Consider the following 23563-nt stretch of genomic DNA (forward strand, 5'->3'; position numbering starts at 1 on the left):
ATGTTACCCCATCATTGCGGCCATTGTCATGGTTAAATCTGCAATCGCCTGCTTCAGTTCAGCGTTTTCCGCTGTTACAGTGTAAAGTTTAGTTTCAAAGGTTTCACGGGCAATGTAGTCATAGTAAAGCTGATTTGTTTCCAGATTGATTCTTAGGTAGGCATCCATGTTCGGGATATCCTCCCGATTCGGTATTTCTACGTCCAAGGATAGGCCGTGTTCATCTACTTGCTCCGGGTATGGGCTATAAATAATTGACTGCACCGTTCCTACCTTTTCCCTTAAAGCCGTATACGTAATATTTTTAATCAACTTGTTTTCCTCCTTTTATCCGTAAATTAACTTGCCTGTTAAAGTAGCCTTTGCGGATGATGTAGTGGCTGAGGGTCCTCGATTTATATGCAGTTGGAGATTAATTGGGCCACTTGTATCAAACCCTGCCGGGAAACTTAATGGGTACTCTATCGTTTTAATAGTCATAGGATTCGTTCTATAAATACCGTCATGCTCGACCCACACGGCATATTTATTTACTAAGTCAAACATAAAGGATACGAAGTGAATTGGGTTGTGATTCAACAGCAAATCAAAACTTAAGCCGTTACGATCCGATATGCACACACTGCACTGTGTAATTGTGCTGGTAGAAGCCGACCCGTAGTTGCCTTCCGTATATGCTGCCCACTCATCCGATCCGGGTCTATAAAACTCTATGAATTTTGTACCTGCTGGAAACGATAAAATAGGAACCCAACTATCGCCATAAGGTATGTCTGCTGCCGTTTTATTAATGCTAGTTGACATTTGTACAATACCCGATTTAGACAACGTACCGATCTTACTCGCCAACGTTGCCCATGTGTCATTAGTGGATGCACTTCCCCCCATGGCGTTAATGGCACCCACGATACCATTTTTAGCATCAACGCCAGATTGAAAAAGGTCTTGGCTCCACGCTGTCCAAGTGCCATTTTGTTTAATTCTTTGATAGAAACTATTTCTGTTAAAGCAATAAGCATTCTGCACTTCCCATACTGGATTATGTCTAATAATCTCAATCCAATACCATTCGGAAGATGGAGCGTTTGCCATGTTGTCACCCATATACCAACCGGTAGCACGTTCAGCATTCAGATCCTGGCCTGCTATATTAATAGCATATTGGCCGGCTGTAACTGGTGTTTTCTGCCATGGCTTAGCATCCACATAAGATTTAGCGTTAGACTCTGCTGTATTGGCCTTTGTCGTCGCGTCTGTCGCTGCCGCCGTGATTGCTGCTGTTTTAGCAGCATCTGCTTTGGCTTGCGCTCCGCTGGGAGTCTCGGCTGCTGATGCTTTGTCATAAGCCGCCTTGACCGCCTTCTCAGTCGCCGCCAAACTTTCCGACGTCCCGTTTGTTACGCTGGACAGCTGAACAACGCCCTTTGTCGTCAAGGAAGCATCCGGAAGTTCCGGATTTATCTCCGCAAGCTGCTGCTGCACCCACTCCGTCTCCGCTGCCTTTTGCTGCAGTTCCTTCAGCGACTCTCCCGTTGAATTCATGAACCAGTTCAGCCACGCGGCGGGAGGCCGGTCCTCGACTTCCCAGCCCGTTTGTTTTTTGGTCTCCGGCGGTTCAATGCCTGTTGCCGCCCATTCTGGCGGTTGCTTTTCGAATGCCATCGTATCACTCACTCCTAAATAGGTAATGTATAATCATTGCCTGGAACATAAACTTCGCCCAGCGTTCCGCCGGTCGTCATCTCCGGATCGGCAAGCCCGAAGCTTGCCTGTTCCAACGTGCTGTATCCCGAAGCCAGCCGGAACGTCCCGGATAGCTCGATCATGGCGACACGCACCCCAGCGGCTACCGTCTTCTGGATGATCTGTCCGAATTGCAGCGGCGACATGCCGACTTCATTCAGCCGCTTGATCGGAACGCGGATCAATGACAACGCGGCCGGTTCCGGTTGAGCCGGGTCGTTAAACTTCTCCTGAATCCGGATGTCCGCAACATCGCAATTCAGCGCCAAAGCCAGCACCTGAATGATCGTGTTGATGTCCGTCTTGGACAGGTTCCGCGCAATTTTCGACCGGATCAGAACCCGGTAGATTTCATCCGTCGCAGCGCCGCGAGGCTGGGCCACATTTTGCCCAATTAAATCAAGCGTCGTTCCCTGAGCCTCGTCAATGCCGCGCCAGCTTCGGACCGTTTCAAATGCTTCTCCCATTTCCTGCAGCTGGGCATGCAAAATACCAATGAGCCGCCCCAGATTGCTGTTCGGGTCCTTGTTGAACACATCGGCAAAGCGGCTGAGCATATCCTTCAGACTAAACATGCTAAACATGGCTGCTCACCGCAATATCGGACGCTTTGGTCTGCGCCACCTGAAAAGGTTCGACCGCCAAATTGCCGGTATTCCAAACACCTTGCGTCCCTGCGCTCAACATCACATCTTCAACACCTTCAACCGAGTATACCGCGCTGATCAGGCGTGTATAGATCACATCCGCGCCCATGGACAAGCCGTTATAATAGCTGCCTGCATCATCTTCCCCGCCGATATAACGGATGATAGCCTTTCGTATCTGCTCATCCCCGTCGGCAGGATAGCTTTCGTTTCGGGTCACTTCAATTTGTACCGCTACAGGAACCTCTTCCGCCCGGCTGAACCGGATCAAATGCGGATAACCCGCCGCATCTTCCACTTCCTGCTCGATGTCTCCCCAGGTTTCAATTCCCCCTGATTTGGTTAAAAATATCGTTTCCCCAATAGTCCGCTCATCCCCGCCAAGCACATACGCTTGAAAAGATTTCGGAGGACGCCCTGCGCTGTCCGTTTCCATCCCATTGTTCTCCATGATGGAGGCGGCCCGAACGCCGTCGAGCCTGAGCAATGCGCCGCGAAGCGCATCGACGGAGGCCGCTCCTCCCCCTGCAACGGACATTTCGTAGCGTGCCCGGAATTCGGGGTCCGTTTCTTTTTCCCGGCCGCCGGTAATGGGTTCCGGATTCGAAACGCCTGAAATGTCAGGATTGGGATTGACGACAACCGTTACCGCTCCTGCGGCAGCGTTCCCTTTCTGCCCGGGGTCGATCGCCTCAACCGCCACCTCTGCCGTACCGTCAGCTCCGATGGTAAAAGCTTCGGTCGTGTCAAAATAAACGCCCCCTGCTGTGCCTACCCGGAATCCGGCAGCCTCGGTATGTCCCGCTGTTCCTGTTATGACAACCTTTCCTTTCGCATACTGCTCCAAAATCCGGCTGATGCCTACAAAAGGACCCAGCCTGTCCAGATTGGCGCCTTCTGCGGTCGAGATATAGCCGCTGTTATAGACATCCTCGGCCGTGGTCCAGATCCGGGACAGAAACCAGGCGAATATCCGCAATATAATCCCAAGCGGCGACCGTTCCGAAGTGTTGACAGTTTCCCCGAACGATTCGCGCGCTTTGCTCTCCATTTCACTCAACAGATCGTTAAATCGCTTCCGTTTAAAGCCTGTTTTATCCAGCATCGATTTGCACCTCCTCCAGCGTGACCGCTGTTCCGTCTGCTGCCGTCGCTTCGAAGCGAACGAGCATCTTTCGAGCCTTGCGGTCTATCGTAAAATCGACTGCATCAACGGATTGAATGCGCTCTTCCTGAAGCAGCCCGCGCGTCAGCTCGTCATGCAGCTGAGCTTCATTCAGCTCCTTGCCTACAAACAAAGAGTAATCAAGCCCGCTATCCGGATTCAAAAACCATTCTCCTTTGTTCGTGCCAAGCCCGATCCGGCAGCACTGGGCAAGCTCCTCCTGACCCTCTATCATTTCAAATTGAATATCACCGGCCGAATCCAGCTTCAAAGACTCCATGGAAACACCCCCACAATAACCGCGTCGTTTACGCTATGCTGCCGATCCGTATCTGCCGTTGCGACCTTGCCGGTCCGGGCATTCTTGAGTTCCCGATCGGCGCAGACGACAAATACGATATCTCCGTTCTTCAGAACCGGCCTGTAAACCGCCTCGATTGAGGAACCATCCTGCAGCAACCGATGCCCCAGCACAGGCACACTGTGAATGATGGCCGGATCATGTTTCGTTGTCCGGATTAATGGCTGGACATCCGCCGAGCAGCCTGCGGAATCAAAACGGATCACCCGGCACGGAATACCGACGCGGGCCTGGGACAAAGAATGATGAATCATAGCGGTCAACACCTGATACAGCACCCCTGATGGATCGCTTTTCAAACGATCGCCTCGCTTTCTGTTGTAAAATCACCGCTCCGGCTGATCCGATGCGTTCCGCTCCGCACATACAGCCTCCCTTGGTACACGGAGCTGTCGAGATCAATAGCCGAAGCCGTCGTCACCCGATACTGCAGCTGCTGCTTCAAGTTGTAGCCTTTGACGCCTTCCTCCACAAACGACTCCGGCGTACCGATCAACCCTGTATTCACGTTAAGCCTGAACACATTAGCGGGTCCCTTCCTTAGATTACGAATATAGAGCTTTGCTTTATTGATATAAGCTCTTGTTTGACAATCCCCCGCTACCTTGCCGATGATTTCCATAATCTTTCCTGAAGCGGAGTAGCCGTTCTCATACCGGATGTCCTTATACAGCTCTATCAGAGCAACAGGAAGATTAGCCTTGGCTGCCAGCTGCCTGAGGATGCTGCTCGCATAGGTTCCCTTTGCAAAAGCGATATCAATCGCCTTCTTCTTGCTGAAATCCTCGCTGTCCAGCACATAGATGGTCGTGATTTTATCAACACCGTCCCACGCGGTTCTAACGTTTGAAATTTGTCCCTGAAGCACAAGACCGATATCGCCCTCGTATCCCGCATTCAGGATAAGAGGTTGCCCAGCCTTGAGCCTGTTCACCGTCTGATCCGATAAATTCCAGATTTTAATCTCGGACTCGTTAGGCAGCGCATCCGCATCAAACGGGACTGAAGCCTCAATATTAAAATCCTTCATGGAAAATTTCATATGGCCTGTCACGACTTCTGCCACACGTCCAAAATTATTCATCCGCCAGCACCCTCATCCGCCACAAATAAAAAGACGCTCTCAGAGAGCGTCGACCAAATTACCTTGTTTTCTTTGCCCGCTTCATCATACGGAATGATTGGCAGTTTGGGAAAACGGTTATCCATAACATCACGAAACAGCGGCTGCCCATAAATCAGCTTTTCGCCGGTCACAAGCACTTCCCCATCCCGCTCCAGATCAATCGCAAAAAAATCATAATCGCTATTGTAATGAACCTCTATCGTAAACATTTCGCCAAACAAGGAAATATCGAACCGGTAGGGAATCAGCTCTTTTTCAATATCGATGTAATTCATTTGTCACCAGCTTTCCTGCCATAGGTTTCCTGCCCTCACTTTGTAATTTCGGACCCGGCTGACCGTCTTGGGAGGCTTCTCCATGTTTGATGCGGTTTTCACAGTCGCTTTACTGCCTTTTGTTTGCTTGACGCCAGAACTTGCGACACCCTCGGTCTGTGTTTTGACGGCCGCAGGAAGCTTGCCTGTATAAGACGAATAGGCGATCTGCACTTCAGTAATCGTGACTGAATAGGTAAAGCCGTCTGCAACCGTGTAGTCCCGGCTTGTGGACAAGCCTGACATCAAGCCTCTGATCGCTGTTCTTCCTATAAAGCTGACTATTTTTCCCTTATCCTGAGCCTCTGCCAGGAAACGGTGCATTTCCGCAGCATTTTCCCCTGAAACCACACCGCTGATGGACAGGGAACGGGCTTTGCGCTGCACATGGTCCGTGATATCGATGCCTCGTTCTACGGGCTGCTGGGTAAGATCAACTTCATAACTAAGGTCTTCTTTCTCAACCAAAATATATCGTCCGTCTATGGTAGCCATCAGTTAACCCCCTCCAATCCGCCGCGCCGCATCGTTTCCTGGAATACTTGCTGCATCGCCTGTCGGAACTGGACCATCAGATCCGAGGTTTGCTTGCTGTCCAGCGAACTGCCTTGGACGTCCACCGTAAGATGAATATCCATCCGGCTGCCGCCGTTTCCGGCATTCACTCTTGCAGGCGCCTGGACAGGCGAGCTGTACGCTTTGTTTTCATCGGCGGTCAGCACACGTTCTCCTTTATGCAGCTCGGCAATAAACCCGTCATACGGCACATATGGAAGACCCGTTGCATAGCTGCCAGCAACCTGGACAATCCCTCCGCTGCCGCTGCCACCACCGCCTCCCACAGCTTTCGTTTTGGGATCTAAGCCGCTGACGACATGATCGATGGTCGGGATCGTAATCCCCAGCTTGTGGCCGAATATTTCAAAGTTTAGTACGCGATTCAGCATACCGATCAAATCGTTGACCTGGTCGATCACCCAGTTGATTCCCATAAAAAATACGCCTTTTATGCCATCCCAGATTCCCGTAAAGAAGTCTCCTATTCCACTGAACACGCCCATAAATTGATCTCTAAATTGGGTCCAGGAATTCATTACAAAAGAGACGATGCCATTAAAAATTGTAATCGTCTTAGTTCGAATAGCCGTCCAGTTTGTAGCAATAAAATTAGCGATCCAACTGATCGGGAACATGATTACGGAAAGAATCCGCTGCCCCCATGTGACGAAGAAGCCAACAATGCTGTTAGCAATAGCCGGAATTTTCACAGTGAAAAAAGAAGCAATGAGGTTAAAGAAAGCAGGAATTTGCACAACGAAAAAATTCATCACCGCAGCGGCGCCGATTTTAATAGCGTTCCATACTCCGTTGACCATATTGCGAAACCATTCGCACTTCTTATAGGCCACAACAAGGCCAACGCCGAGCCCAATAAGCGCAGTTATAATTAAAAGAATAGGATTGGCTTCAAGTAGAGTCTGCACCGCGTTCAAGACCCCCGTTGCGAGCGTGATGAGCGTTACCATCGTTTTGTACGCCGCAAGCGCGGCAATAACTCCGGAAATAACCGGTACGAGTCCTTCCCACTGGGTAACATGCTGAAAAATGGACAGGGATACATTCGCAAAGGAATCCAGATAAGGCAAAATATCACTCAGTACGGAAGAAACATAGTCAACTGTCTTGCCGATACCATCCGCCAAAGCTGCGCCAAAATCCTTGAGAAGCGGCTCATGGCTGGTCAGCCACTGTCCAAACTTATTAAGGGCTGGCATAAGCTGTTCCCCTACGGGAAGTAAAATGTCTACGGCAATCTGCCTTTTGAAAATTTCCATAGCCTGTCCGGGTTGATTCATCCTGGTCTGATTCAAGCCATCCATCGTCTTCCGGGTCATATCGAACTTACCCTGGACGGTTCCCATGGCTGATACGACCTTTCCCTGTACATCGTCAAACTTGGAGCCGAATAAATCCATAGCGATCGAGTTCTGCTTCACCGGGTTCGTTATTTTCGCAATGGAGCTCGTTATTTGTCCGAAAGCGGCTTTGGCTGAAGGCCCCCCGGCTGCAATGGCACTCTTCATCTGCTTCGCATTGAGACCAAGCGAATTGAAGGCTTTCATACTGGCCTCGGAGCCGCTCGTCGCCCGTTTCTTGAATTCCTGGATCGTACTTCCTACATCGTCAAGACTGAATTCCCCATTCTGGGCTCCGGCTGCAAACATATTGAACATCTGATTAGCGCTAAACCCCAAAGCTTTAAAATCTTTTGCATATTTATCAATGGAGCCTAGCATATCTCCCTTAATATCGAGGCGTGCCGTCTTGCCCTGGGCAATCAGACCAAAGGCCTGATCGCTGGTGACCCCAAAATTTTTCATCAGGGAGTTGGCCGATTTAACGGAGCTTGCCACATCATAGCCCATGGCCTCTTTAAGCAAAAACGCATTTTTAGTCGTTTGCTCAAGAGCTGTTCCCTGCTGTCCCGTTAGCTCAACAGTTTTGGAAATGGCGCTCCCCACTTCCTCCCAATCCTTGCCAAAATTTTGGGCATACAGGTTTTTTGCAATTTCTTTGGTAGCCTTCATCTGCTGATTGGTCGCCCCGGTTGCCATCTGAATCCGGGACATCGATTTCTCAAATTCAGAAGCAGCCGTAACGGAGGCCTTACCGAATTTCATAATGGCGTCGATGCTTGCTTGATTGAAAGCGGTTATTTTGGCATTCGCCTCATCGGCCTTCTTTTTCTTTTGCTCGTCTTGCTTGTTTTGTTCCTCTTGTTTTTTTTCTTGCTGTTCCTGCTTTTTCTTGTTTGTGTTACGTCTATTAACCGCCAAGCCGCACACCCCCTTTCCAATAGGAAAAAGAGCGTCCCGAAGGACGCCCGCTTATTTATGCCGTTTGGTTTGCTGCTTGAGATAAAGATCCAGGGCGGCATTGGCCTCGGCCACGTCGTCTTCATCCATTTGATGAAGATCGGAATAGCTGATGCCGATATCCGACAGCAGCAGCCGCCAGTAGCGCCAGCGCTGTTTAGCCCTCTGCTCCGCTTCAGCCCTGCTGATCGTCAAGCTCTTCACCTTCCTGCCCGGAGATGAACAGGTAAGCAGCATTCACGACCTCGCTGTATTCACGATAGTCATCGAACTCGTCGATTTTCAGTTTGGGCTCGACTACTACATATTTTAAAATTTCTTCGGACAGCCGTTCCTCCGACACGACACCAAACTTGTTTTTGGCGGCATCGTTGATTTTGGATACGGCCCGGACTCCGGGATGCTGGAAAACATACTTGGCTCCGGACTTTGATGTATATTCTTTCTGTTTAAAATTTGCCACGGTCATCGATCCTTTCTGGAATTGAAATCAAGTCAGCCTGACGAGTTAATTGATCTCCGCATCCATCAGCTGCAGCTCGAACACTCTGTCTTCCACCTCATTGCTGTAGGTACGGGTTGCCGGCTTTTTGATATATGCCGAATTCGAAGTGATCGTTTCTTTCGGATCGCCGTTGTAGATCACGGACACCTTCACAAGCTTGTCGTTTTTCGCTAGACTGTCCAGAAGAGCTACCTGCGGACTGATCGACAACAGCGTAATCGTTAAAGTACCAAGCTTGTTGTTGACCCGCGAACGGACCGTATCCCCCTGGGCGCCTACTTTAGTCGTCCAGTTATCTTCGTCTTTTTCAAACTCGACCATATCCTCGGAAAATCCGGTAAGGTGTACATCGTCAACAATAACAGTCAAGTGCTTTGCATCATAAGTAGTTGCCATCGTTTATATTCCTCCTTAGTATGTGACAAGTCCGGTAATGGTAGATTCATGAATGGCGCCGGCCAACTCAAATTCAAAATTGCCGCCGTCATAGCTGCGCGACAGTCTGTCGGCAGCCGTTGTTTGCTCCCTGGTAAGGAAATTCGTGCTGTAGAGCCCGTTGCCGCTGCTGTCTTTGGCAATAATGCCCTGAATCAGGGAGCGCTGAAGAACGCCCCGGACAGTACCTTCGATTTGGGCAATCCCGGTATTGTCGTATGCAATCTTTTGGTTGTTCGCATTGTTAAACAGCTTCTGCACTTCGAATTCGATACTGTAAACTACATAATGCTTCGCATGAATAATATCGATGTATTCGCCGCCCGACGTCATGCCTTCGCTCGTTACCGGATCGCCTGCTTTCATTACATAGGTGATGGCGCCGGCGTCATGAATCGCCTTCAGCTCATAGGCGGTGACTTCAAGCGGAGCAATGCCTTTCAGTCTCTGGCCTTTCCAGGTAATCGATCCGACGGGCTTGGACCCGGCCTCCCCAACCAGCGCAGCCTCCGGATAGCTGTCCGTATTTGTGTGATAGAACACGGTCGTATTCAGCAGCTTCTGGTTCTGAATCGTCTTCACATCATCCAGACTGGACGATCTGGCAAAGAACTGGCGGCTGCCATTAGTCTCGGTCGCTCCCGCAATTGCGAGAATGTCCTGAACATTAGTGCTTGTTGTAAGCAGGAAATAAAAGTCCTTGTCAAACACTTTCGGCAGGAAGTCGGCCAACGTTTCGTCCGTTTTCCGCTGCATGATTGCCAGCTCATCAGGCCGGTTAGCCTGAGCAAAAATAGCCGCCGCCGCTTTATATTCTTCAGTTCCAGCCGGAAAAGCAGCGCTGAGCTCCTCCAAGGAAGAGTAGGAAGTATAGTCCATCCCCGCTGTGCTTGTGCCGATAATCAGCGGTTTGCCAAAGCCCAAAACCGGTGTCGGCCGTTTAATATCAATAATTACATTCACGTCTTTAATTTGTGACAATTCGATCAGCTCCTTTGATATTTACCGTTTCAATCATTTCAACTTCCGTCTCCGTAACATCTACCATACGGAATTGCACGTCAAAGCCTTCACGGCGGATCCACGCCGCATTCTCATATTCCTTGTAATCCCTTGTGATGACCGGTCCCACATTGACAACAACGCAGTCAAAACCGTCTTTAAGCTGCATTCTCCCGATTCGGTCCACCCAGTCACGGGCCTTCATCGCATTGATGATTCTCGGCAGCTTGTCCTGACTATAGGAAAATATGGATGCCGTGAAGCTGACCGTTTCGCTTTGCCGCATGATCCCGTCGCCATATTCGACAACCGGAAACCCTCGGCTGTTCATCATGCTGCTGAAACTGAAAACCAAATATTCCGTTTCAGCCGTATCCGCTTCATGGCCAATCTCCTTGAAAATCAATCCGGTACTTGCGGATATTCCTTCCGTAATAGCCGTTTTGATTTCCACAATCGGGATCATAGGCCCCTCCCCCTTCCTTTCGGTTGCTTTAGTTCATCCGGCTTTCGCTGTTCCATCACCTCCTTTCAGGCGTTTCTTGTTCGGTCATCCCTGAATCCGGGATCAGCCTCAAGGACGCTAATTTCGTCTCTCACTCTTAGGTGGCAACCGTGTGACAAAAACTAGATATTAAGTAAATTTTTATAGCTTAAATAGTCCGCTATTTTCTTTTGAGCCCGGCGTACATACAGAGCTGAGCTGCTTTTTGAAATGCCGAGCATTTCCGCAATTTGTGCGAGTGAAAAACACTCCCCGTAAGCCAGTGTGTAGCACTCCCGTTCTCTCTTGCTCAAGCTTGCTAATGCTTGCTTCACCAATACCCGCTTCCTTTCGGACAAACGGCTGGACCCCGCCGCCGCAGGAGGATTGACAAATACTTGCATCTGTATCGGGTCCATCAGCTTTTCCCGCTGATATCCCGCGAGCCGCTCAATTCCCCTTCGGTTTCCCGGCCTCCGGCCAGTGTTCAGCCATTCGATCACATAGGTGCAATCCGCCATCATTTCACCGACAATCCTGCGATCTCCGTCCTGCTCGGGCAGCTTCTCCCTGAGCTGTTTCAGGATTCTAAACGTATACTCATAAGCCAACTTCAGCTCCTGCATGTCCGACCATTCCCGCTCTGCCATTTTGCTCCCCCCTGAAATATGTTAGGGTATTATAAATACCCTATAGTCTAAAAATAAAAGGCCATCAGTATTGACGATACCTTTAAAATCCGTTAATATAATGTAAAAGTATTATAAATACCCTTTTGAAAAAGACTATTTGGACTACCTGCTTTCTTTTCACCTCCCGGTCATTTCGTAACCTGATTATATTAGGTATTTAAAATACCGTCAAGTATTTAAAATACCCTTATTCAACTTTTTTATTGGAGGCGCAGTTTATGTCACTTGGGGAAAGAATACGAAATCGCCGCAAACAGCTTGGACTTACGCAGATCGAAATTGCCAGGCAGCTTGATATGGGACGCTCCAATTTTGGCCATATCGAGAACGGCCGGGTGGTCCCTTCCAGCGTCGATCTGGACAAGATCGCCGATATCCTGCGTACCAAACCCGATTACCTGCTCGGCAAGACAGACGACCCTTCTCTTTTAACGGGTGGTGACGAGGACCCGTATGCCTTAACTTCGAAAGAAGAGAAGGATATTGCCGTACGTCTGCAGAAGTTGTTGGATGAGCTGGAAAGCGGTGTTCCGCTCGCTTATTACGGTGAACCGCTGGAAGACGACGAGGATCGGGAAGCGCTGCGCGCGTCCCTTGAGAACACGCTGCGGCTGTCCAAATATATGGCTAAGAAGAAATTTACGCCGAACAAATACCGAAAATAACATCCGGGGGTTACCGTATGGACGAAGAACGTCTCATAAAGAAGCTGATCAGGGCCCACGGAACCAACGACCCCTTAAGAATTGCACAGCAACGTAATATTCTGGTTCTGTACGAGCGGCTTGGCAAGAACATCTGGGGATACTTCAGCAACGCGAACCGTATTCCGATCATTCATATCAATGAGAATTTGAACCGGTTTGACAGGCTTTTTACGGCCGCCCACGAGCTTGGGCACTGCCTCCTGCATTCCAAGATTAACACGCCTTTTCTACGGAAAAATACACTTATCTCCGTTGACCGCATCGAGCAGGAGGCCAACCGGTTTGCGCTGAAGCTGTTAATCGGCACCGCGCAGCCCGAGCGCGGCGAAACCGCGAAATACTTCCTGCTGCGCTGCGGCATTCCGAAATGGCTTCATTCGTACTATACGGAAGCGGCCTCAGACAGCAAATGGTCCAAGTTTTGGCGGGACGAGCAATCGTTCTGGGGGTGCTGATGTGCGCAGACAATTGAAAAAACGCGGTAGGTTTTATTTTTTTGAGTCATATAAGAACATACGTTCTTTATATGGAATAGCAAACCAAACTGATTTAAGGCGTATCCGCGATCCCGGGTACGCTTTGGAATCGAAATGACAGGAAATTACTTGGGCTCCATGATACCTGTTTTGGAAATAAAAGAAGTAACCGGAACCATAAATTGTACCTTATCCGAACTATCTAAGCAGATCATCCTCCAAATTAAAGCTGTCATTATAACGGTCGACAGATTTCTTGTGAATGTAAACCGCATTATTGACCCGATGAATACTGCCCAAAGTGCTAAACAGCAGGAACAGAAATAACATAAATCCGTATGCATTCATAAACTTATCGATCCAGAAACAAACGACAATCAAAGCGATTGATAATATTATAATTCCAAGTAGCAGCCGTTTTCCTTTATGGAATAGAATTTATGTATATTCTAAAAAAACTAAAACTTTGGATGGTTATTTAATTCCACATCATAACTGGAAATAAGACAATCTTTGGAGTCTTAAGAAATTCGCTCCATAATGTTTCGTTGAATTTCTTTTCCCCTTTTTCCATTAATGGCCGTAATAATAAACTGATTGTTAGCAGACCCTGAGATTTTTCCAAGTTGACTCCTTCAACGTTTAAGACCTGCTCATCCGGTTTTAGAAAACGTTCAGCCTCTTTTAAAGAACCTTTATTCATAAATTTTACAAATCCATGATTCAATCATTTGTTCAACTTATATAGATCACTATTAAACTTGGCTTTCAGAAATTGTCTTCGCCTATACCTTTTACAATTGATATAATTAGGAAATGTCGAAAACAAATTATGTAAATTAATCATAAAAAAATCAGATAATGGAGGCTACCATGAACGCAGGCGAATTTTATCAACATTTGACGACGTATGCGGATTTAATCGTATCCGTAGGATTGAACCTTCACGAAGGCGAAAAGGTAAAAATCAACTTCCACTCGGAGAGCATTGATTTAGTTAGATTGATCGCCGAATCAGCCTATAAGAGAGGGGCTTCAACCGTAGCTCTTAATTTTCGGGACTCTAGAATAGAAGAAGCGAGGGCTAGCTTTTTACATGAACAATTTTTAGATACCTTTCCGGCGGCAGAAGTCGAAAATCATCTGAATTTCCAGCATTCCGGTTATTCGGAAATCACGATTTTAGCGCCCTTCACAAACAGCCACGCCCTACTTGATGAGCAGAGAATTCAGAGAATGAACCGGGCGAAATCGATTGCCATGAAACCGGTAAGACAATACGGCATGGAAAACCATAACAAATGGGTTATCGTCAACTATGCGACCAGAGAATGGGCCACAACCGTGTACCCGGATTTAGAAGACGCAGCAGCATTAGCGAAATTATGGAAAGTAATTTTTAGCGCTACAAAAGTTTTCGAAGATGAGCCTATTGAGGCATGGCAGCAGCATGATCGTCAGCTTAAAAATGTTCAGCACATTTTAAATGCGAAGAAGTTTAAAAGCCTTAAATTCGTTAGTGATGAAACAAATCTGACTATTGGATTGGTTAAAAACCATTTATGGATAGGCGGTTCTGAAATCACAAAGGGTGGAGAACCCTTTATGTCCAATATGCCGGTTGAAGAGATATGGACCATGCCTGACAGCAGGCAGGTTGATGGTTATTTTACGATGACAAAGCCTTCAAATATCAATGGTATTTTAGTTCATGAACTGAGGGTGCATTTCAATCAGGGGAAAATTGTAAAAATAAGCAGTGATAAGCCGGAAATCATGTCCGATTTCCTTAACACTGATGAAGGGGCTTCGAGGCTTGGCGAAGTAGCTTTAGTTCCGGCAAACACCCCGATCGATAAAGCCAATGTCAACTTTAATAATACATTGCTTGACGAGAATGCGGCTATTCATCTTGCCTTTGGACAGGCTTACATGGACAACATTCAAGATGGATTTGCTTTAAAGGAAGACGAGCTAAAGCAATTGGGGATGAATTTTTCATCGGCCCATCAGGATATCATGTTCGGCAGTTCAACAATGGATGTGTTTGGCATCCATAGCGATGGGACTGAAGAAATCATCATGCAAAATGGGGTTTGGAAGGTATAATTCGGGCTATTGTATAATATTCCTGCACTATGGAGCGGCTTGCTTTGCTTATCTACTTAAAAAAAAGAAGTTGGCCCCCTTGGATTCGACACCCAGGGAGCCTAACTTCCACCGTTGAATGAGCCACCGCCCTTAAGAGCGGCTACCCGTGCTTTGGAGTCGTGTTGCCGCACGGCTCCTTAGTTACTCCACTTCGTTATGCACGCAACATGCTCTCTTCTCTAACTCGGAATCCTTGGTATACAAGGCTTAACCGATAGAACCTTCCATTTCGAACTTGATCAGCCGGTTCATTTCGACCGCGTACTCCATCGGCAGCTCTTTCGTGAACGGCTCGATGAAGCCCATGACGATCATCTGCGTTGCTTCGGCTTCCGTCAGGCCGCGGCTCATCAGGTAGAACAGCTGCTCCTCGGAAACTTTGGATACGGTAGCTTCATGTTCCAGGACAACGTTATCGTTCATGATTTCGTTGTAAGGAATCGTATCTGAAGTTGACTCATTGTCCAAAATGAGCGTATCGCATTTGATGTTGGATTTCGCGCCTTCGGCCTGGCGTCCAAAGGAAGAGAGACCGCGGTAGGTAACTTTACCGCCGTGCTTGCTGATTGATTTGGACACGATCGTGGACGTCGTATCCGGCGCCAGATGAACCATTTTCGCTCCGGCATCCTGGTGCTGGTTCTTGCCTGCAACCGCAATGGACAGCACGCTGCCTTTAGCGCCGCGTCCTTTCAGAACAACAGCCGGGTATTTCATCGTCAGCTTGGAGCCGATGTTGCCGTCAACCCATTCCATATTGGCATTCTCTTCGGCCACAGCACGCTTCGTAACAAGGTTGTAAATATTCGGAGCCCAGTTTTGAATCGTCGTATAACGAACGCGGGCGTTTTTCTTCACGATAATTTCAACAACGGCACTGTGCAGGGAGTTCGTGCTGTAAATCGGCGCGGTACATCCCTCTACGTAATGCACGAAGCTGTCTTCGTCGGCAATGATCAGCGTCCGTTCGAATTGTCCCATGTTTTCGGAGTTAATCCGGAAATAAGCCTGCAGCGGCACTTCGCATTTTACGCCTTTTGGCACGTAAATGAAGCTGCCTCCGGACCATACGGCGCTGTTCAGCGCGGCAAACTTGTTGTCCGCAGGCGGAATGACGGTACCGAAATGCTCGCGGAAGATTTCAGGATGCTCACGGAGCGCAGTGTCCGTATCCATGAAGATGACCCCTTGATCTTCCAGGTTCTTCTGCATGCTGTGATACACGACTTCCGACTCGTATTGCGCAGACACACCTGCGAGAAACTTCTGCTCGGCTTCAGGAATACCAAGCTTGTCGAAAGTTTCCTTGATCTCAGCAGGTACTTCCTCCCAAGTCTTTCCTTGCTTTTCGGAAGGTCTTACATAGTATTGGATGTCGTTGAAATCCAGATCATCCAGATCGCCGCCCCAGCGCGGAAGCGGCATTTTTTCAAATTGCTGAAGCGACTTCAGGCGGAAATTCAGCATCCATTCCGGCTCATTTTTGATACGGGAAATTTCCGTAACAATCTCCGGGGTCAACCCTTTGCCGGTCTGAAATACTGCTTTGTGCTCATCGTGGAAACCGTACTTGTACTCTTCCAATTCAGGCGCTTTTTTAGCCATGGTTATACCCTCCTTATTTATTCGATTCCCTTTTTCAAGGCGTTCCAAGCCAGCGTTGCACATTTAATGCGTGCCGGAAATTTGCTTACGCCGGACAGGGCTTCAATGTCTTCATAATCGTCAAACTGGGCTTCGCCGCCCTTCATCATCGTTGAGAAGCGGTCAGCAAGTTCAAGAGCTTCCTGCACGGTTTTGCCTTTGACGGCGTCCGTCATCATCGATGCGGAGGACATGCTGATCGAGCAGCCTTCCCCCGTATAACGGGCATCCTTTACAATTCCGTTCTCGACAATTAACTGAAGGGAGATGCGGTCACCGCAGGTCGGATTGTTCAGGTTGACCGTTACGGCGTCATCACCGAACGTACCGCGATTTCGCGGATTTTTATAGTGATCCATTATGACACGGCGGTAGAGATCGTCAAGTTGCATTACCCGAAATACTCCTTTGTTTGGATTAAGCCATCCACCAGACGGTCGATGTCTTCTTCGGTATTATACAAATAGAAGCTGGCTCTGGCCGTAGCGCTTGCTTTAAGCCAGCGCATCAGCGGCTGGCAGCAGTGATGGCCAGCCCGGACCGCAACTCCATACGAATCCAGGACAGTTGCCACATCATGCGGATGAATATCATCCAGATTGAAAGTGACAAGTCCCACCTTGCGGTTGCGCGGTCCGTACAAAGTCAGACCGTCGATGCTGGCAAGGCGATCCATCGCGTAATTGGCCAGCTGCTGCTCATGGGCTGCAATGGCATCCATTCCGATGCTTTCCAGAAAGTCAATGGCGGCGCCAAGACCGACGGCCCCGGCGATAATCGGCGTGCCGCCTTCGAATTTCCACGGCAGCTCTTTCCATGTCGATTCATACAAACCAACATCATTGATCATTTCGCCGCCGAATTCAATCGGCTCCATCGCTTCCAACAGCGCCTTCTTCCCATATAATACACCAATACCGGTAGGGGCACACATTTTATGGCCGGATAAAGCGTAAAAATCGCAATCCAGATCCTGCACATTGATTTTCATGTGCGGCGTGCTTTGCGCACCGTCTACAACCATAACGGCACCGTTTCGGTGTGCGATCGCGGCAATTTCCTTGACCGGATTGACAACGCCAAGCACGTTGGATACATAGTTCATGGCAACAATCTTCGTAGCCGGAGTAATGGTCTTCTCGGCATCGGCAAGCTCGATATGTCCGTCCGGCTGCATCGGAATATATTTCAGCGTTGCACCCGTCCGGATCGCAAGCTGCTGCCAGGGAATCAGATTGCTGTGGTGCTCCATCTCGGTAATGACAATTTCGTCGCCCGCGCTAACAGCAGAAGGTCCGTAAGCAGAAGCGACAAGGTTTAAAGCAGAAGTAGTTCCGCGAGTAAAAATGATTTCCGCGGTATCGGCTGCGCCAATGAAGCGCGCCACTTTCTCCCGGGCGCCTTCATAAGCATCGGTTGCGCGGCTGCCCAGAGTATGGACGCCGCGGTGCACATTCGAATTTTCCCATTCGTAATAGCGCTTTACGGCTTCAATGACGGCACGCGGCTTCTGGGAAGTCGCGGCATTGTCCAGATAGACTAACCGGTGCCCGTTGATTTCCTGATCAAGGATCGGGAATTGTTCCTTCAGCAATGTTGAATTCATTGACCCAACTTCCTTTCCACAAGAGCTTGCAGTTGGTCCTGAAGCTGCTTAAGCGGAATATCGGAAACGACCGGAGCCAGAAATCCGTAAATAATGAGGCGTTCGGCCTGCTCCCGTGAAATCCCTCTGGACATCAGATAGTAAATTTGCTCCTGGTTCACTTGACCAACGGATGCGGCATGTCCTGCCTTTACGTCATCCTCGTCAATCAGCAGAATCGGATTGGCGTCGCCGCGCGCCTTCTTGCTAAGCATCAGGACTTTCTCTGTCTGTTCGCCGTTTGCCTTGGTCGCGCCCTTCTCGATTTTGGTAATGCCGTTGATAATCGCGGTAGCTTCCTCTCTCATAACGGCACGGGTAATCATTTGGCTTTCGGAGCTCTTGCCGTAATGGGTCGCTTTTGTTGTATAGTTCAGGCGCTGGGAACCGGAGCCGACAGCAATCACTTTGGCGTCGGACAAAGAACCGTTGCCTTTGAGGACGGAAAGGGTCTCGCTCATCGAGTCTCCGCCGCTCATTTCGCCGACAATCCATTCGATGCTGCCATCATTCTCAACCAAAGCGCGGCGGTAAGTCAGATCCGTGATTTGGCTTCCCAGATGATGGACCGTAGCATATTGAACCTTTGCTCCAGGTTTAACGATAACCTCAACAGCACCGTTGTGAACGAGCGGGCTGTTCAGTTCGCCCGAAATATAGTTGTCTACGTAGGTCACCCGGCTGTTGCTTTCCGCTACGACCAGCACATGGGGCGCAAACACCGCATCCGCATCGTCTACGAGAAATACAGCCTGAAGCGGGATCTCAATTTCGACGCCCTGCGGCACATACAGAAATACGCCGCCGTTCCAGATCGCGTGATGCAGTGCCGTAAGCTGATTCTCCCCTGCAGGAATGACGCTGGACAAGTATTTCTGAACCAGTTCGCCATGCTCCTTGGCGGCTGTTTCCAAATCGGTGAAGATGACGCCTTGCGCCGAAAGCTCCTTGGACAGCCGCGCTACCACCGCGCCTGAATTTCGCTGAACGATCAGATTGTCGTTATGGGCCGGATCAACATAGGCCGAAATGCTGTCCGGCAGCTCCTGTCCGGGTTGTGCGCCAGCACCGGGCGCTCCGTAGTTTTGCAAATTCCAACGGTCGATTCTAGTCTTCTCCAGCTTTGGAAGTTCCAGCTGACCCGCCAGTTCAAGAGCTTGAAGTCTTTTCTCCTTGAGCCAAGCAGGTTCGCTGCTGCGCTCGGAAAAAGCGGTCAGAGCCGAAGCCTCCACAGGAAGAACGGTTTGTGTTGTCATTCTGTACTCCTCCTTCCGTCTCCTAGGCCTCTTGCTCTTGGCCGACAGTTTCATCGACAATGCCAAGCTCTTCTTTAATCCAGTCGTAGCCGTCTTTCTCAAGACGTTCAGCTAGTTCCGGACCGCCGGACTTCACGATTCGTCCCTGCATCATGACATGCACAAAGTCCGGTTTGATGTAGTTCAGCAAACGCTGATAGTGGGTAATGACGAGGAACCCGCGCTCTTCGCTCCGCATGGCATTTACACCCTCAGCCACAATACGGAGGGCGTCGATGTCAAGGCCCGAGTCAATTTCGTCGAGCACAACGACTTTTGGCTCAAGCATCATCATTTGCAAAATTTCGTTCCGTTTCTTCTCCCCGCCTGAGAAGCCTTCGTTCAGATAACGGTGGGCGAACTCGGGATTCATTTCGAGCTCCTTCATTTTCCCTTCCATCTGCCGGATGAATTTAATCAGGGAAATTTCATTGCCTTCACCCCGGCGGGCGTTGATGGCGCTGCGCAGGAAGTCGGAATTTGTAACCCCCGCAATTTCACTTGGATACTGCATAGCCAGGAACAAACCGGCGCGTGCGCGCTCGTCAACCGCCATTTCCAGCAAATCCTCATCATCAAGCGTAACGCTGCCGTCCGTTACTTCATATTTGGGGTGCCCCATGAGCGCCGATGCAAGCGTACTTTTACCAGTACCGTTCGGTCCCATGATCGCATGAATTTCCCCGCCTTTAATTTCAAGATCAATGCCTTTCAAAATTTCCTTGCCTTCAATTGTCGCTTTCAAGCCTTCAATGACAAACTTTGTGGACATAACTGGAAGCTCCCTTCATCTATTGGTCAATCTTCAAAGATTTTCTACGTTATTTTGACAGGGACGCCTCCCTGTTGTGATCTTTATCATATCATAATTAGTATCAAATTAGAATCATTCTAAGCAATACCGATTGATTCTCATTGATTCTCATTTCATTCTAACGCAATTAAAACTCATTATCAACGGACCATTCCATGACAATCCGACTTAAGTAACAAACAAGGCCTGGCCGCATAAAGGCCAAGCCTGTGATCCTGCTGCTGCATTGCCGCTTTAAGAACTCCGGCTTTTTCGGCAAATTCCGCATTGGCAAAGTGATGAAGCAGATCGCCAAGGCTGCTAGCCCAGATAAGAACGAAGCATCCACATATGCTTCTCAAGTTCTCCCTTGTACCCGGTTAACAGGTCCGCTGTAGCGGCATCTCCCTCCTTCTCGGCGAGGTCGACGCCTTCCTGAAAGGATTCGGCTAATGTCGCAAAATCCTCGATCAACGACTGAACCATGGCCCGCTGATCCTCCTTGCCTGTCCCTTCCTGAATCGTGGCCATTTCCAGATATTCTTTCAGCGTTGCTGCAGGTTCTCCTTTCAACATCAACAGCCGCTCTGCAATCCCGTCCATTTTAAGCGTAATTTCATTATACAGCTCTTCGAATTTCACATGCAGGGTATAGAAGTTCTCCCCTTTTACATACCAGTGATAATTGTGCATTTTTACGTACAAAACATTAAGATTCGCCACCTGCTCGTTCAATACCTGATGAAGCGCCTTGCTTTTGGTTTTGCCCTGAGCTTTCGAATTCGCTTTAGCCATGCTAATCCCCGCTTTCTGTTTTCATGATAAAGGTGAAATGGTGAAATCAGATTACCCGGCTAAGGACCGGCCGGTGATAAGCTGTAGTGTCAACAAAAGGGGGAGATGTCATCCCTGATTTATTTTACCCGCTGGGGCAAATCGCGAAACAAAGCAGCCTGACAAGCCTGCCGAGTAAACCCGAATACAAACGGCCTAAACCAAACTCAAAAATACAGATTCTTATATTTCAAAAAAATGATGCAAAAATTCAATCTTTTCCGATATACTAACTTTACATGTACGCCAATAATAATTTGCAGCCTTGCGGCATGCATTTTGATTTATGACTGGAGGTGTAGGTTTTGTCATTATATCATCCCTTCACTAACGAAGAGGCTATCGAATATGCAAGATCCATTCCCGGTCATTTCCGTGAAAACGCGGAGCTGGCCTGCCGTGAAATCGGCGACGGGAATCTAAATCTTGTCTTTCATATTTCGGATCCCGCAGACGGGACAAGCCTGATTATCAAACAGGCCCTTCCTTATGCGAAGGTCGTTGGGGAATCGTGGCCGCTCAGTCTGGACCGGGCCAGAATTGAACGGGAAGCGCTGCAAATTCAGCACGCTGTTGCTCCCGACCTCGTTCCGGCCGTCTATGCTTACGATAACGAGCTTGCCGTAACGGTCATGGAGGACTTAAGCGATCATGTCATTATGCGAAAGGGACTGATCGAGGGAAGCAGCTATCCGAAGTTTGCGGAGCACATCGGGCGCTTTATCGCGAATAACCTGTTCTATACATCGGATCTCGGGATGAATCAGCAAGAGAAGAAGCTTCAGGCGGCCAGTTTTGCGAATCCGGATTTATGCAAAATAACCGAGGACCTCATCTTCGAGGACCCTTACCGCGACTCCCCGAATAACAGCTTCCCGGAGAACATTCGGAAAGAAGCGGAAGCGCTTTGGCATGACGATGAGCTTCATCTTGAGGTTGCCCTGCTGCGCGAAAAATTTCTGACCCATGCGGAGGCGCTGCTGCACGGGGATCTGCACACCGGCAGCGTCTTTGTCACGCAAGCTTCCACCAAAGTCATTGATCCCGAATTCGCGTTTTACGGCCCTATGGGCTTTGATATCGGCGCGGTCATCGCCAATCTGCTGCTTAATTTTGCGGCCCAGCCCGGCTGGAGCGCTGACGAAGAGACCTTGAAGCAGCGGCGTAACTGGCTCCTGGCTACCGCAGCAGAGGTATGGAACCATTTCGAAGCGGAATTCCGCAAGCTGTGGAGCCGCGATCTCGTGGACGTTACCGCCAAAGCTCCCGGCTATCAGGATTTGTATATCCAAAAAATACTTCGCGACACGATCGGCTTCGCTGGCGCCAAAACCGTTCGCCGCATCGTCGGCTTGTCCCATGTCGCCGATATCGATACGATCGCGGATGAACATGCGCAGCGTCAGGCCAGAATCACGGCGCTTAAAATCGGACAAGCGCTGATCAAGCGCGGCCGTTTTGCAAGCAGCTTTGAAGAAGTGCTGCTGATCGCACGCGACGCCGCTGCCGCGGAAGGAGCAGTCCGATGAGCGCACAGGAACAGAAGCCGCTGCTGAGCATCCGCTGGGAGGACGGCAAGCTATTGCTCCTTGACCAGCGGCTGCTGCCGGAGCGTATTGTGTTTGTGGAGCTGACGACGCCGGAGGAGGTATGGGAAGCGATTCACTCGATGGTCGTGCGCGGCGCGCCCGCCATCGGCATATCCGCCGCGTACGGCGTCGCGCTTGCCGCAAGCCGCTATGCCGATGATCCGGACGGCTGGCTCCCGCACGTCAAGAAAGCGGCGGATTATCTCGCTACCTCCCGGCCGACGGCCGTCAATCTGTTCTGGGCGCTGGAACGCATGAAACAGCGCGCCGCGATTGTGGCGAAAGAGCAGCAGGGAGCGGAGAACCGCTTTTTGGGGCTGCTCGCGGAAGCCGTCCTCATCCACCAGGAGGATGAGGACGTATGCCGGCGCATCGGCGAGAACGCCCTTCCGCTCTTCGAGAGCGGGATGGGCGTGCTGACGCACTGCAACGCCGGCGGCCTTGCCACCGCGAGATACGGCACGGCTCTCGCGCCGATCTATCTCGCGCAGGAGCGGGGCATGCCGCTCAAAGTATTCGCGGATGAAACCCGCCCTGTCCTGCAGGGCGCGCGCCTAACCGCGTTCGAACTGCAGCAGGCCGGGGTTGACGTCACGCTGCTGACCGACAATATGGCAGCGGTCGTCATGTCCAAGGGCTGGGTCCAGGCCGTAATCGTCGGTACCGACCGTATTGCCGCCAACGGCGATGTCGCCAACAAGATCGGTACCTATGGGGTAGCCGTTCTGGCGAAAGCCCATGGCATCCCGTTCTATGTAGCGTCGCCGCTGTCCACGATCGATTTGAACACGCCGACAGGCCGGGATATTCCGATCGAAGAACGGCCGGAGACCGAGGTAACCGAAGCTTTTGGCAAGCGGACCGCTCCGGCAGGCGTAAAAGTATTTAATCCCGCTTTTGATGTTACGCCAAATGAATACGTGACGGCGATTATTACGGAGAAAGGAATCGTGAGACCGCCTTTCGCCGAAGGTTTGGCCGCTCTTTTCAAGAAATAATGCCGTTCATTCATGCCTTCCCCGTTTTCCAAAAAAAATGAGCCTGCTAAGCCTTCTTGACTAGGTTTATAGGCCAAATGA

Annotated in this window: 29 protein-coding genes; 5 read left to right on the forward strand and 24 right to left on the reverse strand. The window is 49.7% G+C overall.

All coding sequences use genetic code 11. From position 1 onward, the window contains the following. Nucleotides 1–3 precede the first annotated feature (3 nt). The 16 genes from K7397_RS13485 to K7397_RS13560 form a co-directional block, all read right to left on the reverse strand. Nucleotides 4–312: a hypothetical protein gene (locus K7397_RS13485; protein WP_223068471.1), complete on the reverse strand. Its 309-nt coding sequence runs from the start codon at nucleotides 310–312 to the stop codon at nucleotides 4–6. Between the two features lie 15 nt (nucleotides 313–327). Then, nucleotides 328–1662 carry a pyocin knob domain-containing protein gene (locus K7397_RS13490; RefSeq protein ID WP_223068472.1) on the reverse strand — a complete coding sequence of 445 codons (1335 nt, stop codon included), beginning with the start codon at nucleotides 1660–1662 and terminating at the stop codon, nucleotides 328–330. A gap of 14 nt (nucleotides 1663–1676) precedes the next feature. After that, complete coding sequence (locus K7397_RS13495) at nucleotides 1677–2318, reverse strand: hypothetical protein (RefSeq protein ID WP_223068473.1); 642 nt, start codon at nucleotides 2316–2318, stop codon at nucleotides 1677–1679. Nucleotide 2319: 1 nt separating this feature from the next. Continuing rightward, nucleotides 2320–3495, reverse strand: a complete 1176-nt coding sequence (locus tag K7397_RS13500) for a baseplate J/gp47 family protein (protein WP_223068474.1) — start codon at nucleotides 3493–3495, stop codon at nucleotides 2320–2322. Beyond that, entirely contained in the window at nucleotides 3485–3835 is a 351-nt protein-coding gene (locus tag K7397_RS13505; RefSeq protein WP_223068475.1) for a DUF2634 domain-containing protein, read from the reverse strand. Before K7397_RS13505 ends, K7397_RS13500 begins: the two co-directional genes overlap by 11 nt. After that, a complete protein-coding gene (locus K7397_RS13510) occupies nucleotides 3823–4215 on the reverse strand; it encodes a Gp138 family membrane-puncturing spike protein (protein WP_223068476.1) in 393 nt (130 codons plus the stop codon). Before K7397_RS13510 ends, K7397_RS13505 begins: the two co-directional genes overlap by 13 nt. Continuing rightward, nucleotides 4212–5000: a phage protein gene (locus tag K7397_RS13515; RefSeq protein WP_223068477.1), complete on the reverse strand. Its 789-nt coding sequence runs from the start codon at nucleotides 4998–5000 to the stop codon at nucleotides 4212–4214. Before K7397_RS13515 ends, K7397_RS13510 begins: the two co-directional genes overlap by 4 nt. Further along, a complete protein-coding gene (locus K7397_RS13520) occupies nucleotides 4997–5317 on the reverse strand; it encodes a phage baseplate plug family protein (RefSeq protein ID WP_223068478.1) in 321 nt (106 codons plus the stop codon). Before K7397_RS13520 ends, K7397_RS13515 begins: the two co-directional genes overlap by 4 nt. A 3-nt stretch (nucleotides 5318–5320) precedes the next feature. After that, nucleotides 5321–5851: a phage baseplate protein gene (locus K7397_RS13525; RefSeq protein WP_223068479.1), complete on the reverse strand. Its 531-nt coding sequence runs from the start codon at nucleotides 5849–5851 to the stop codon at nucleotides 5321–5323. Further along, nucleotides 5851–8193, reverse strand: a complete 2343-nt coding sequence (locus K7397_RS13530; protein WP_223068480.1) for a phage tail tape measure protein — start codon at nucleotides 8191–8193, stop codon at nucleotides 5851–5853. The genes K7397_RS13525 and K7397_RS13530 overlap by 1 nt, the downstream gene beginning before the upstream one ends. 51 nt (nucleotides 8194–8244) lie before the next feature. Beyond that, complete coding sequence (locus K7397_RS13535) at nucleotides 8245–8427, reverse strand: hypothetical protein (RefSeq protein WP_223068481.1); 183 nt, start codon at nucleotides 8425–8427, stop codon at nucleotides 8245–8247. After that, nucleotides 8408–8695 (reverse strand): hypothetical protein, encoded by a 288-nt coding sequence (locus tag K7397_RS13540; protein ID WP_223068482.1) that lies wholly within the window; start codon nucleotides 8693–8695, stop codon nucleotides 8408–8410. Before K7397_RS13540 ends, K7397_RS13535 begins: the two co-directional genes overlap by 20 nt. Before the next feature lie 45 nt (nucleotides 8696–8740). Beyond that, on the reverse strand, nucleotides 8741–9133 hold the full coding sequence (locus K7397_RS13545) for a phage structural protein (protein ID WP_223068483.1): 393 nt from the start codon (nucleotides 9131–9133) through the stop codon (nucleotides 8741–8743). A 15-nt stretch (nucleotides 9134–9148) separates the two neighbouring features. Beyond that, on the reverse strand, nucleotides 9149–10153 hold the full coding sequence (locus K7397_RS13550; protein ID WP_223068484.1) for a DUF3383 family protein: 1005 nt from the start codon (nucleotides 10151–10153) through the stop codon (nucleotides 9149–9151). Further along, nucleotides 10140–10640, reverse strand: a complete 501-nt coding sequence (locus tag K7397_RS13555) for a phage neck terminator protein (protein ID WP_223068485.1) — start codon at nucleotides 10638–10640, stop codon at nucleotides 10140–10142. Before K7397_RS13555 ends, K7397_RS13550 begins: the two co-directional genes overlap by 14 nt. Before the next feature lie 161 nt (nucleotides 10641–10801). After that, nucleotides 10802–11308 carry a sigma factor-like helix-turn-helix DNA-binding protein gene (locus tag K7397_RS13560; protein ID WP_237690912.1) on the reverse strand — a complete coding sequence of 169 codons (507 nt, stop codon included), beginning with the start codon at nucleotides 11306–11308 and terminating at the stop codon, nucleotides 10802–10804. Nucleotides 11309–11568: 260 nt separating this feature from the next. Here K7397_RS13560 and K7397_RS13565 point away from each other — a divergent pair, with 260 nt between their 5' ends. Further along, nucleotides 11569–12015, forward strand: coding sequence for a helix-turn-helix domain-containing protein (locus K7397_RS13565; RefSeq protein ID WP_223068486.1), 447 nt, complete (start codon nucleotides 11569–11571; stop codon nucleotides 12013–12015). A 17-nt stretch (nucleotides 12016–12032) separates the two neighbouring features. Next, nucleotides 12033–12512, forward strand: a complete 480-nt coding sequence (locus K7397_RS13570) for an ImmA/IrrE family metallo-endopeptidase (protein WP_223068487.1) — start codon at nucleotides 12033–12035, stop codon at nucleotides 12510–12512. Nucleotides 12513–12731: 219 nt separating this feature from the next. On the opposite strand, the gene K7397_RS13575 is transcribed toward K7397_RS13570, so the two are convergent. Further along, nucleotides 12732–12881, reverse strand: coding sequence for a hypothetical protein (locus K7397_RS13575; RefSeq protein WP_223068488.1), 150 nt, complete (start codon nucleotides 12879–12881; stop codon nucleotides 12732–12734). A gap of 130 nt (nucleotides 12882–13011) precedes the next feature. Continuing rightward, a complete protein-coding gene (locus tag K7397_RS13580; protein ID WP_223068489.1) occupies nucleotides 13012–13236 on the reverse strand; it encodes a hypothetical protein in 225 nt (74 codons plus the stop codon). Nucleotides 13237–13406: 170 nt separating this feature from the next. Between K7397_RS13580 and K7397_RS13585 the strand changes: the two genes are divergently transcribed. Then, nucleotides 13407–14642 carry an aminopeptidase gene (locus K7397_RS13585; RefSeq protein ID WP_223068490.1) on the forward strand — a complete coding sequence of 412 codons (1236 nt, stop codon included), beginning with the start codon at nucleotides 13407–13409 and terminating at the stop codon, nucleotides 14640–14642. Between the two features lie 249 nt (nucleotides 14643–14891). Here K7397_RS13585 and sufB read toward each other — a convergent pair whose 3' ends face one another. From sufB to K7397_RS13615, 6 genes are all read right to left on the reverse strand, one after another. Further along, nucleotides 14892–16289, reverse strand: coding sequence for a Fe-S cluster assembly protein SufB (gene sufB / locus K7397_RS13590; RefSeq protein ID WP_223068491.1), 1398 nt, complete (start codon nucleotides 16287–16289; stop codon nucleotides 14892–14894). A gap of 17 nt (nucleotides 16290–16306) precedes the next feature. Continuing rightward, complete coding sequence (gene sufU, locus K7397_RS13595; protein WP_223068492.1) at nucleotides 16307–16720, reverse strand: Fe-S cluster assembly sulfur transfer protein SufU; 414 nt, start codon at nucleotides 16718–16720, stop codon at nucleotides 16307–16309. Next, entirely contained in the window at nucleotides 16720–17934 is a 1215-nt protein-coding gene (locus K7397_RS13600; protein WP_223068493.1) for a cysteine desulfurase, read from the reverse strand. The genes sufU and K7397_RS13600 overlap by 1 nt, the downstream gene beginning before the upstream one ends. Beyond that, the gene (sufD, locus tag K7397_RS13605) at nucleotides 17931–19229 is read right to left on the reverse strand and encodes a Fe-S cluster assembly protein SufD (RefSeq protein WP_223068494.1); all 1299 of its coding nucleotides are present in this window, start codon (nucleotides 19227–19229) and stop codon (nucleotides 17931–17933) included. Before sufD ends, K7397_RS13600 begins: the two co-directional genes overlap by 4 nt. Nucleotides 19230–19251: 22 nt before the next feature. Further along, nucleotides 19252–20040, reverse strand: coding sequence for a Fe-S cluster assembly ATPase SufC (gene sufC / locus K7397_RS13610; RefSeq protein ID WP_223068495.1), 789 nt, complete (start codon nucleotides 20038–20040; stop codon nucleotides 19252–19254). Nucleotides 20041–20382: 342 nt separating this feature from the next. Further along, a complete protein-coding gene (locus tag K7397_RS13615; RefSeq protein WP_223068496.1) occupies nucleotides 20383–20856 on the reverse strand; it encodes a Dps family protein in 474 nt (157 codons plus the stop codon). 344 nt (nucleotides 20857–21200) lie between these two features. Between K7397_RS13615 and mtnK the strand changes: the two genes are divergently transcribed. Together mtnK and mtnA are read left to right on the forward strand one after the other, a co-directional pair. Next, complete coding sequence (mtnK, locus tag K7397_RS13620; RefSeq protein ID WP_223068497.1) at nucleotides 21201–22424, forward strand: S-methyl-5-thioribose kinase; 1224 nt, start codon at nucleotides 21201–21203, stop codon at nucleotides 22422–22424. After that, nucleotides 22421–23482 carry an S-methyl-5-thioribose-1-phosphate isomerase gene (gene mtnA / locus K7397_RS13625; protein WP_223068498.1) on the forward strand — a complete coding sequence of 354 codons (1062 nt, stop codon included), beginning with the start codon at nucleotides 22421–22423 and terminating at the stop codon, nucleotides 23480–23482. Before mtnK ends, mtnA begins: the two co-directional genes overlap by 4 nt. Nucleotides 23483–23563: the final 81 nt, after the last annotated feature.

The organism is Paenibacillus caui (genome assembly GCF_019904135.1).
In the GTDB taxonomy this organism is placed as follows: domain Bacteria; phylum Bacillota; class Bacilli; order Paenibacillales; family Paenibacillaceae; genus Fontibacillus; species Fontibacillus caui.

Excerpts from the sequence above, each read along its gene's own strand:
- K7397_RS13490 (WP_223068472.1), bottom strand. The coding sequence starts at position 1,662 with ATGGCATTCGAAAAGCAACCGCCAGAATGGGCGGCAACAGGCATTGAA.
- K7397_RS13495 (WP_223068473.1), bottom strand. The coding sequence starts at position 2,318 with ATGTTTAGTCTGAAGGATATGCTCAGCCGCTTTGCCGATGTGTTCAAC.
- K7397_RS13500 (WP_223068474.1), bottom strand. The coding sequence starts at position 3,495 with ATGCTGGATAAAACAGGCTTTAAACGGAAGCGATTTAACGATCTGTTG.
- K7397_RS13505 (WP_223068475.1), bottom strand. The coding sequence starts at position 3,835 with ATGGAGTCTTTGAAGCTGGATTCGGCCGGTGATATTCAATTTGAAATG.
- K7397_RS13515 (WP_223068477.1), bottom strand. The coding sequence starts at position 5,000 with ATGAATAATTTTGGACGTGTGGCAGAAGTCGTGACAGGCCATATGAAA.
- K7397_RS13520 (WP_223068478.1), bottom strand. The coding sequence starts at position 5,317 with ATGAATTACATCGATATTGAAAAAGAGCTGATTCCCTACCGGTTCGAT.
- K7397_RS13525 (WP_223068479.1), bottom strand. The coding sequence starts at position 5,851 with ATGGCTACCATAGACGGACGATATATTTTGGTTGAGAAAGAAGACCTT.
- K7397_RS13545 (WP_223068483.1), bottom strand. The coding sequence starts at position 9,133 with ATGGCAACTACTTATGATGCAAAGCACTTGACTGTTATTGTTGACGAT.
- K7397_RS13555 (WP_223068485.1), bottom strand. The coding sequence starts at position 10,640 with ATGATCCCGATTGTGGAAATCAAAACGGCTATTACGGAAGGAATATCC.
- K7397_RS13560 (WP_237690912.1), bottom strand. The coding sequence starts at position 11,308 with ATGGCAGAGCGGGAATGGTCGGACATGCAGGAGCTGAAGTTGGCTTAT.
- K7397_RS13565 (WP_223068486.1), top strand. The coding sequence starts at position 11,569 with ATGTCACTTGGGGAAAGAATACGAAATCGCCGCAAACAGCTTGGACTT.
- K7397_RS13570 (WP_223068487.1), top strand. The coding sequence starts at position 12,033 with ATGGACGAAGAACGTCTCATAAAGAAGCTGATCAGGGCCCACGGAACC.
- K7397_RS13575 (WP_223068488.1), bottom strand. The coding sequence starts at position 12,881 with ATGAATGCATACGGATTTATGTTATTTCTGTTCCTGCTGTTTAGCACT.
- K7397_RS13580 (WP_223068489.1), bottom strand. The coding sequence starts at position 13,236 with ATGAATAAAGGTTCTTTAAAAGAGGCTGAACGTTTTCTAAAACCGGAT.
- K7397_RS13585 (WP_223068490.1), top strand. The coding sequence starts at position 13,407 with ATGAACGCAGGCGAATTTTATCAACATTTGACGACGTATGCGGATTTA.
- sufB (WP_223068491.1), bottom strand. The coding sequence starts at position 16,289 with ATGGCTAAAAAAGCGCCTGAATTGGAAGAGTACAAGTACGGTTTCCAC.
- sufU (WP_223068492.1), bottom strand. The coding sequence starts at position 16,720 with ATGCAACTTGACGATCTCTACCGCCGTGTCATAATGGATCACTATAAA.
- K7397_RS13600 (WP_223068493.1), bottom strand. The coding sequence starts at position 17,934 with ATGAATTCAACATTGCTGAAGGAACAATTCCCGATCCTTGATCAGGAA.
- sufD (WP_223068494.1), bottom strand. The coding sequence starts at position 19,229 with ATGACAACACAAACCGTTCTTCCTGTGGAGGCTTCGGCTCTGACCGCT.
- sufC (WP_223068495.1), bottom strand. The coding sequence starts at position 20,040 with ATGTCCACAAAGTTTGTCATTGAAGGCTTGAAAGCGACAATTGAAGGC.
- K7397_RS13615 (WP_223068496.1), bottom strand. The coding sequence starts at position 20,856 with ATGGCTAAAGCGAATTCGAAAGCTCAGGGCAAAACCAAAAGCAAGGCG.
- mtnA (WP_223068498.1), top strand. The coding sequence starts at position 22,421 with ATGAGCGCACAGGAACAGAAGCCGCTGCTGAGCATCCGCTGGGAGGAC.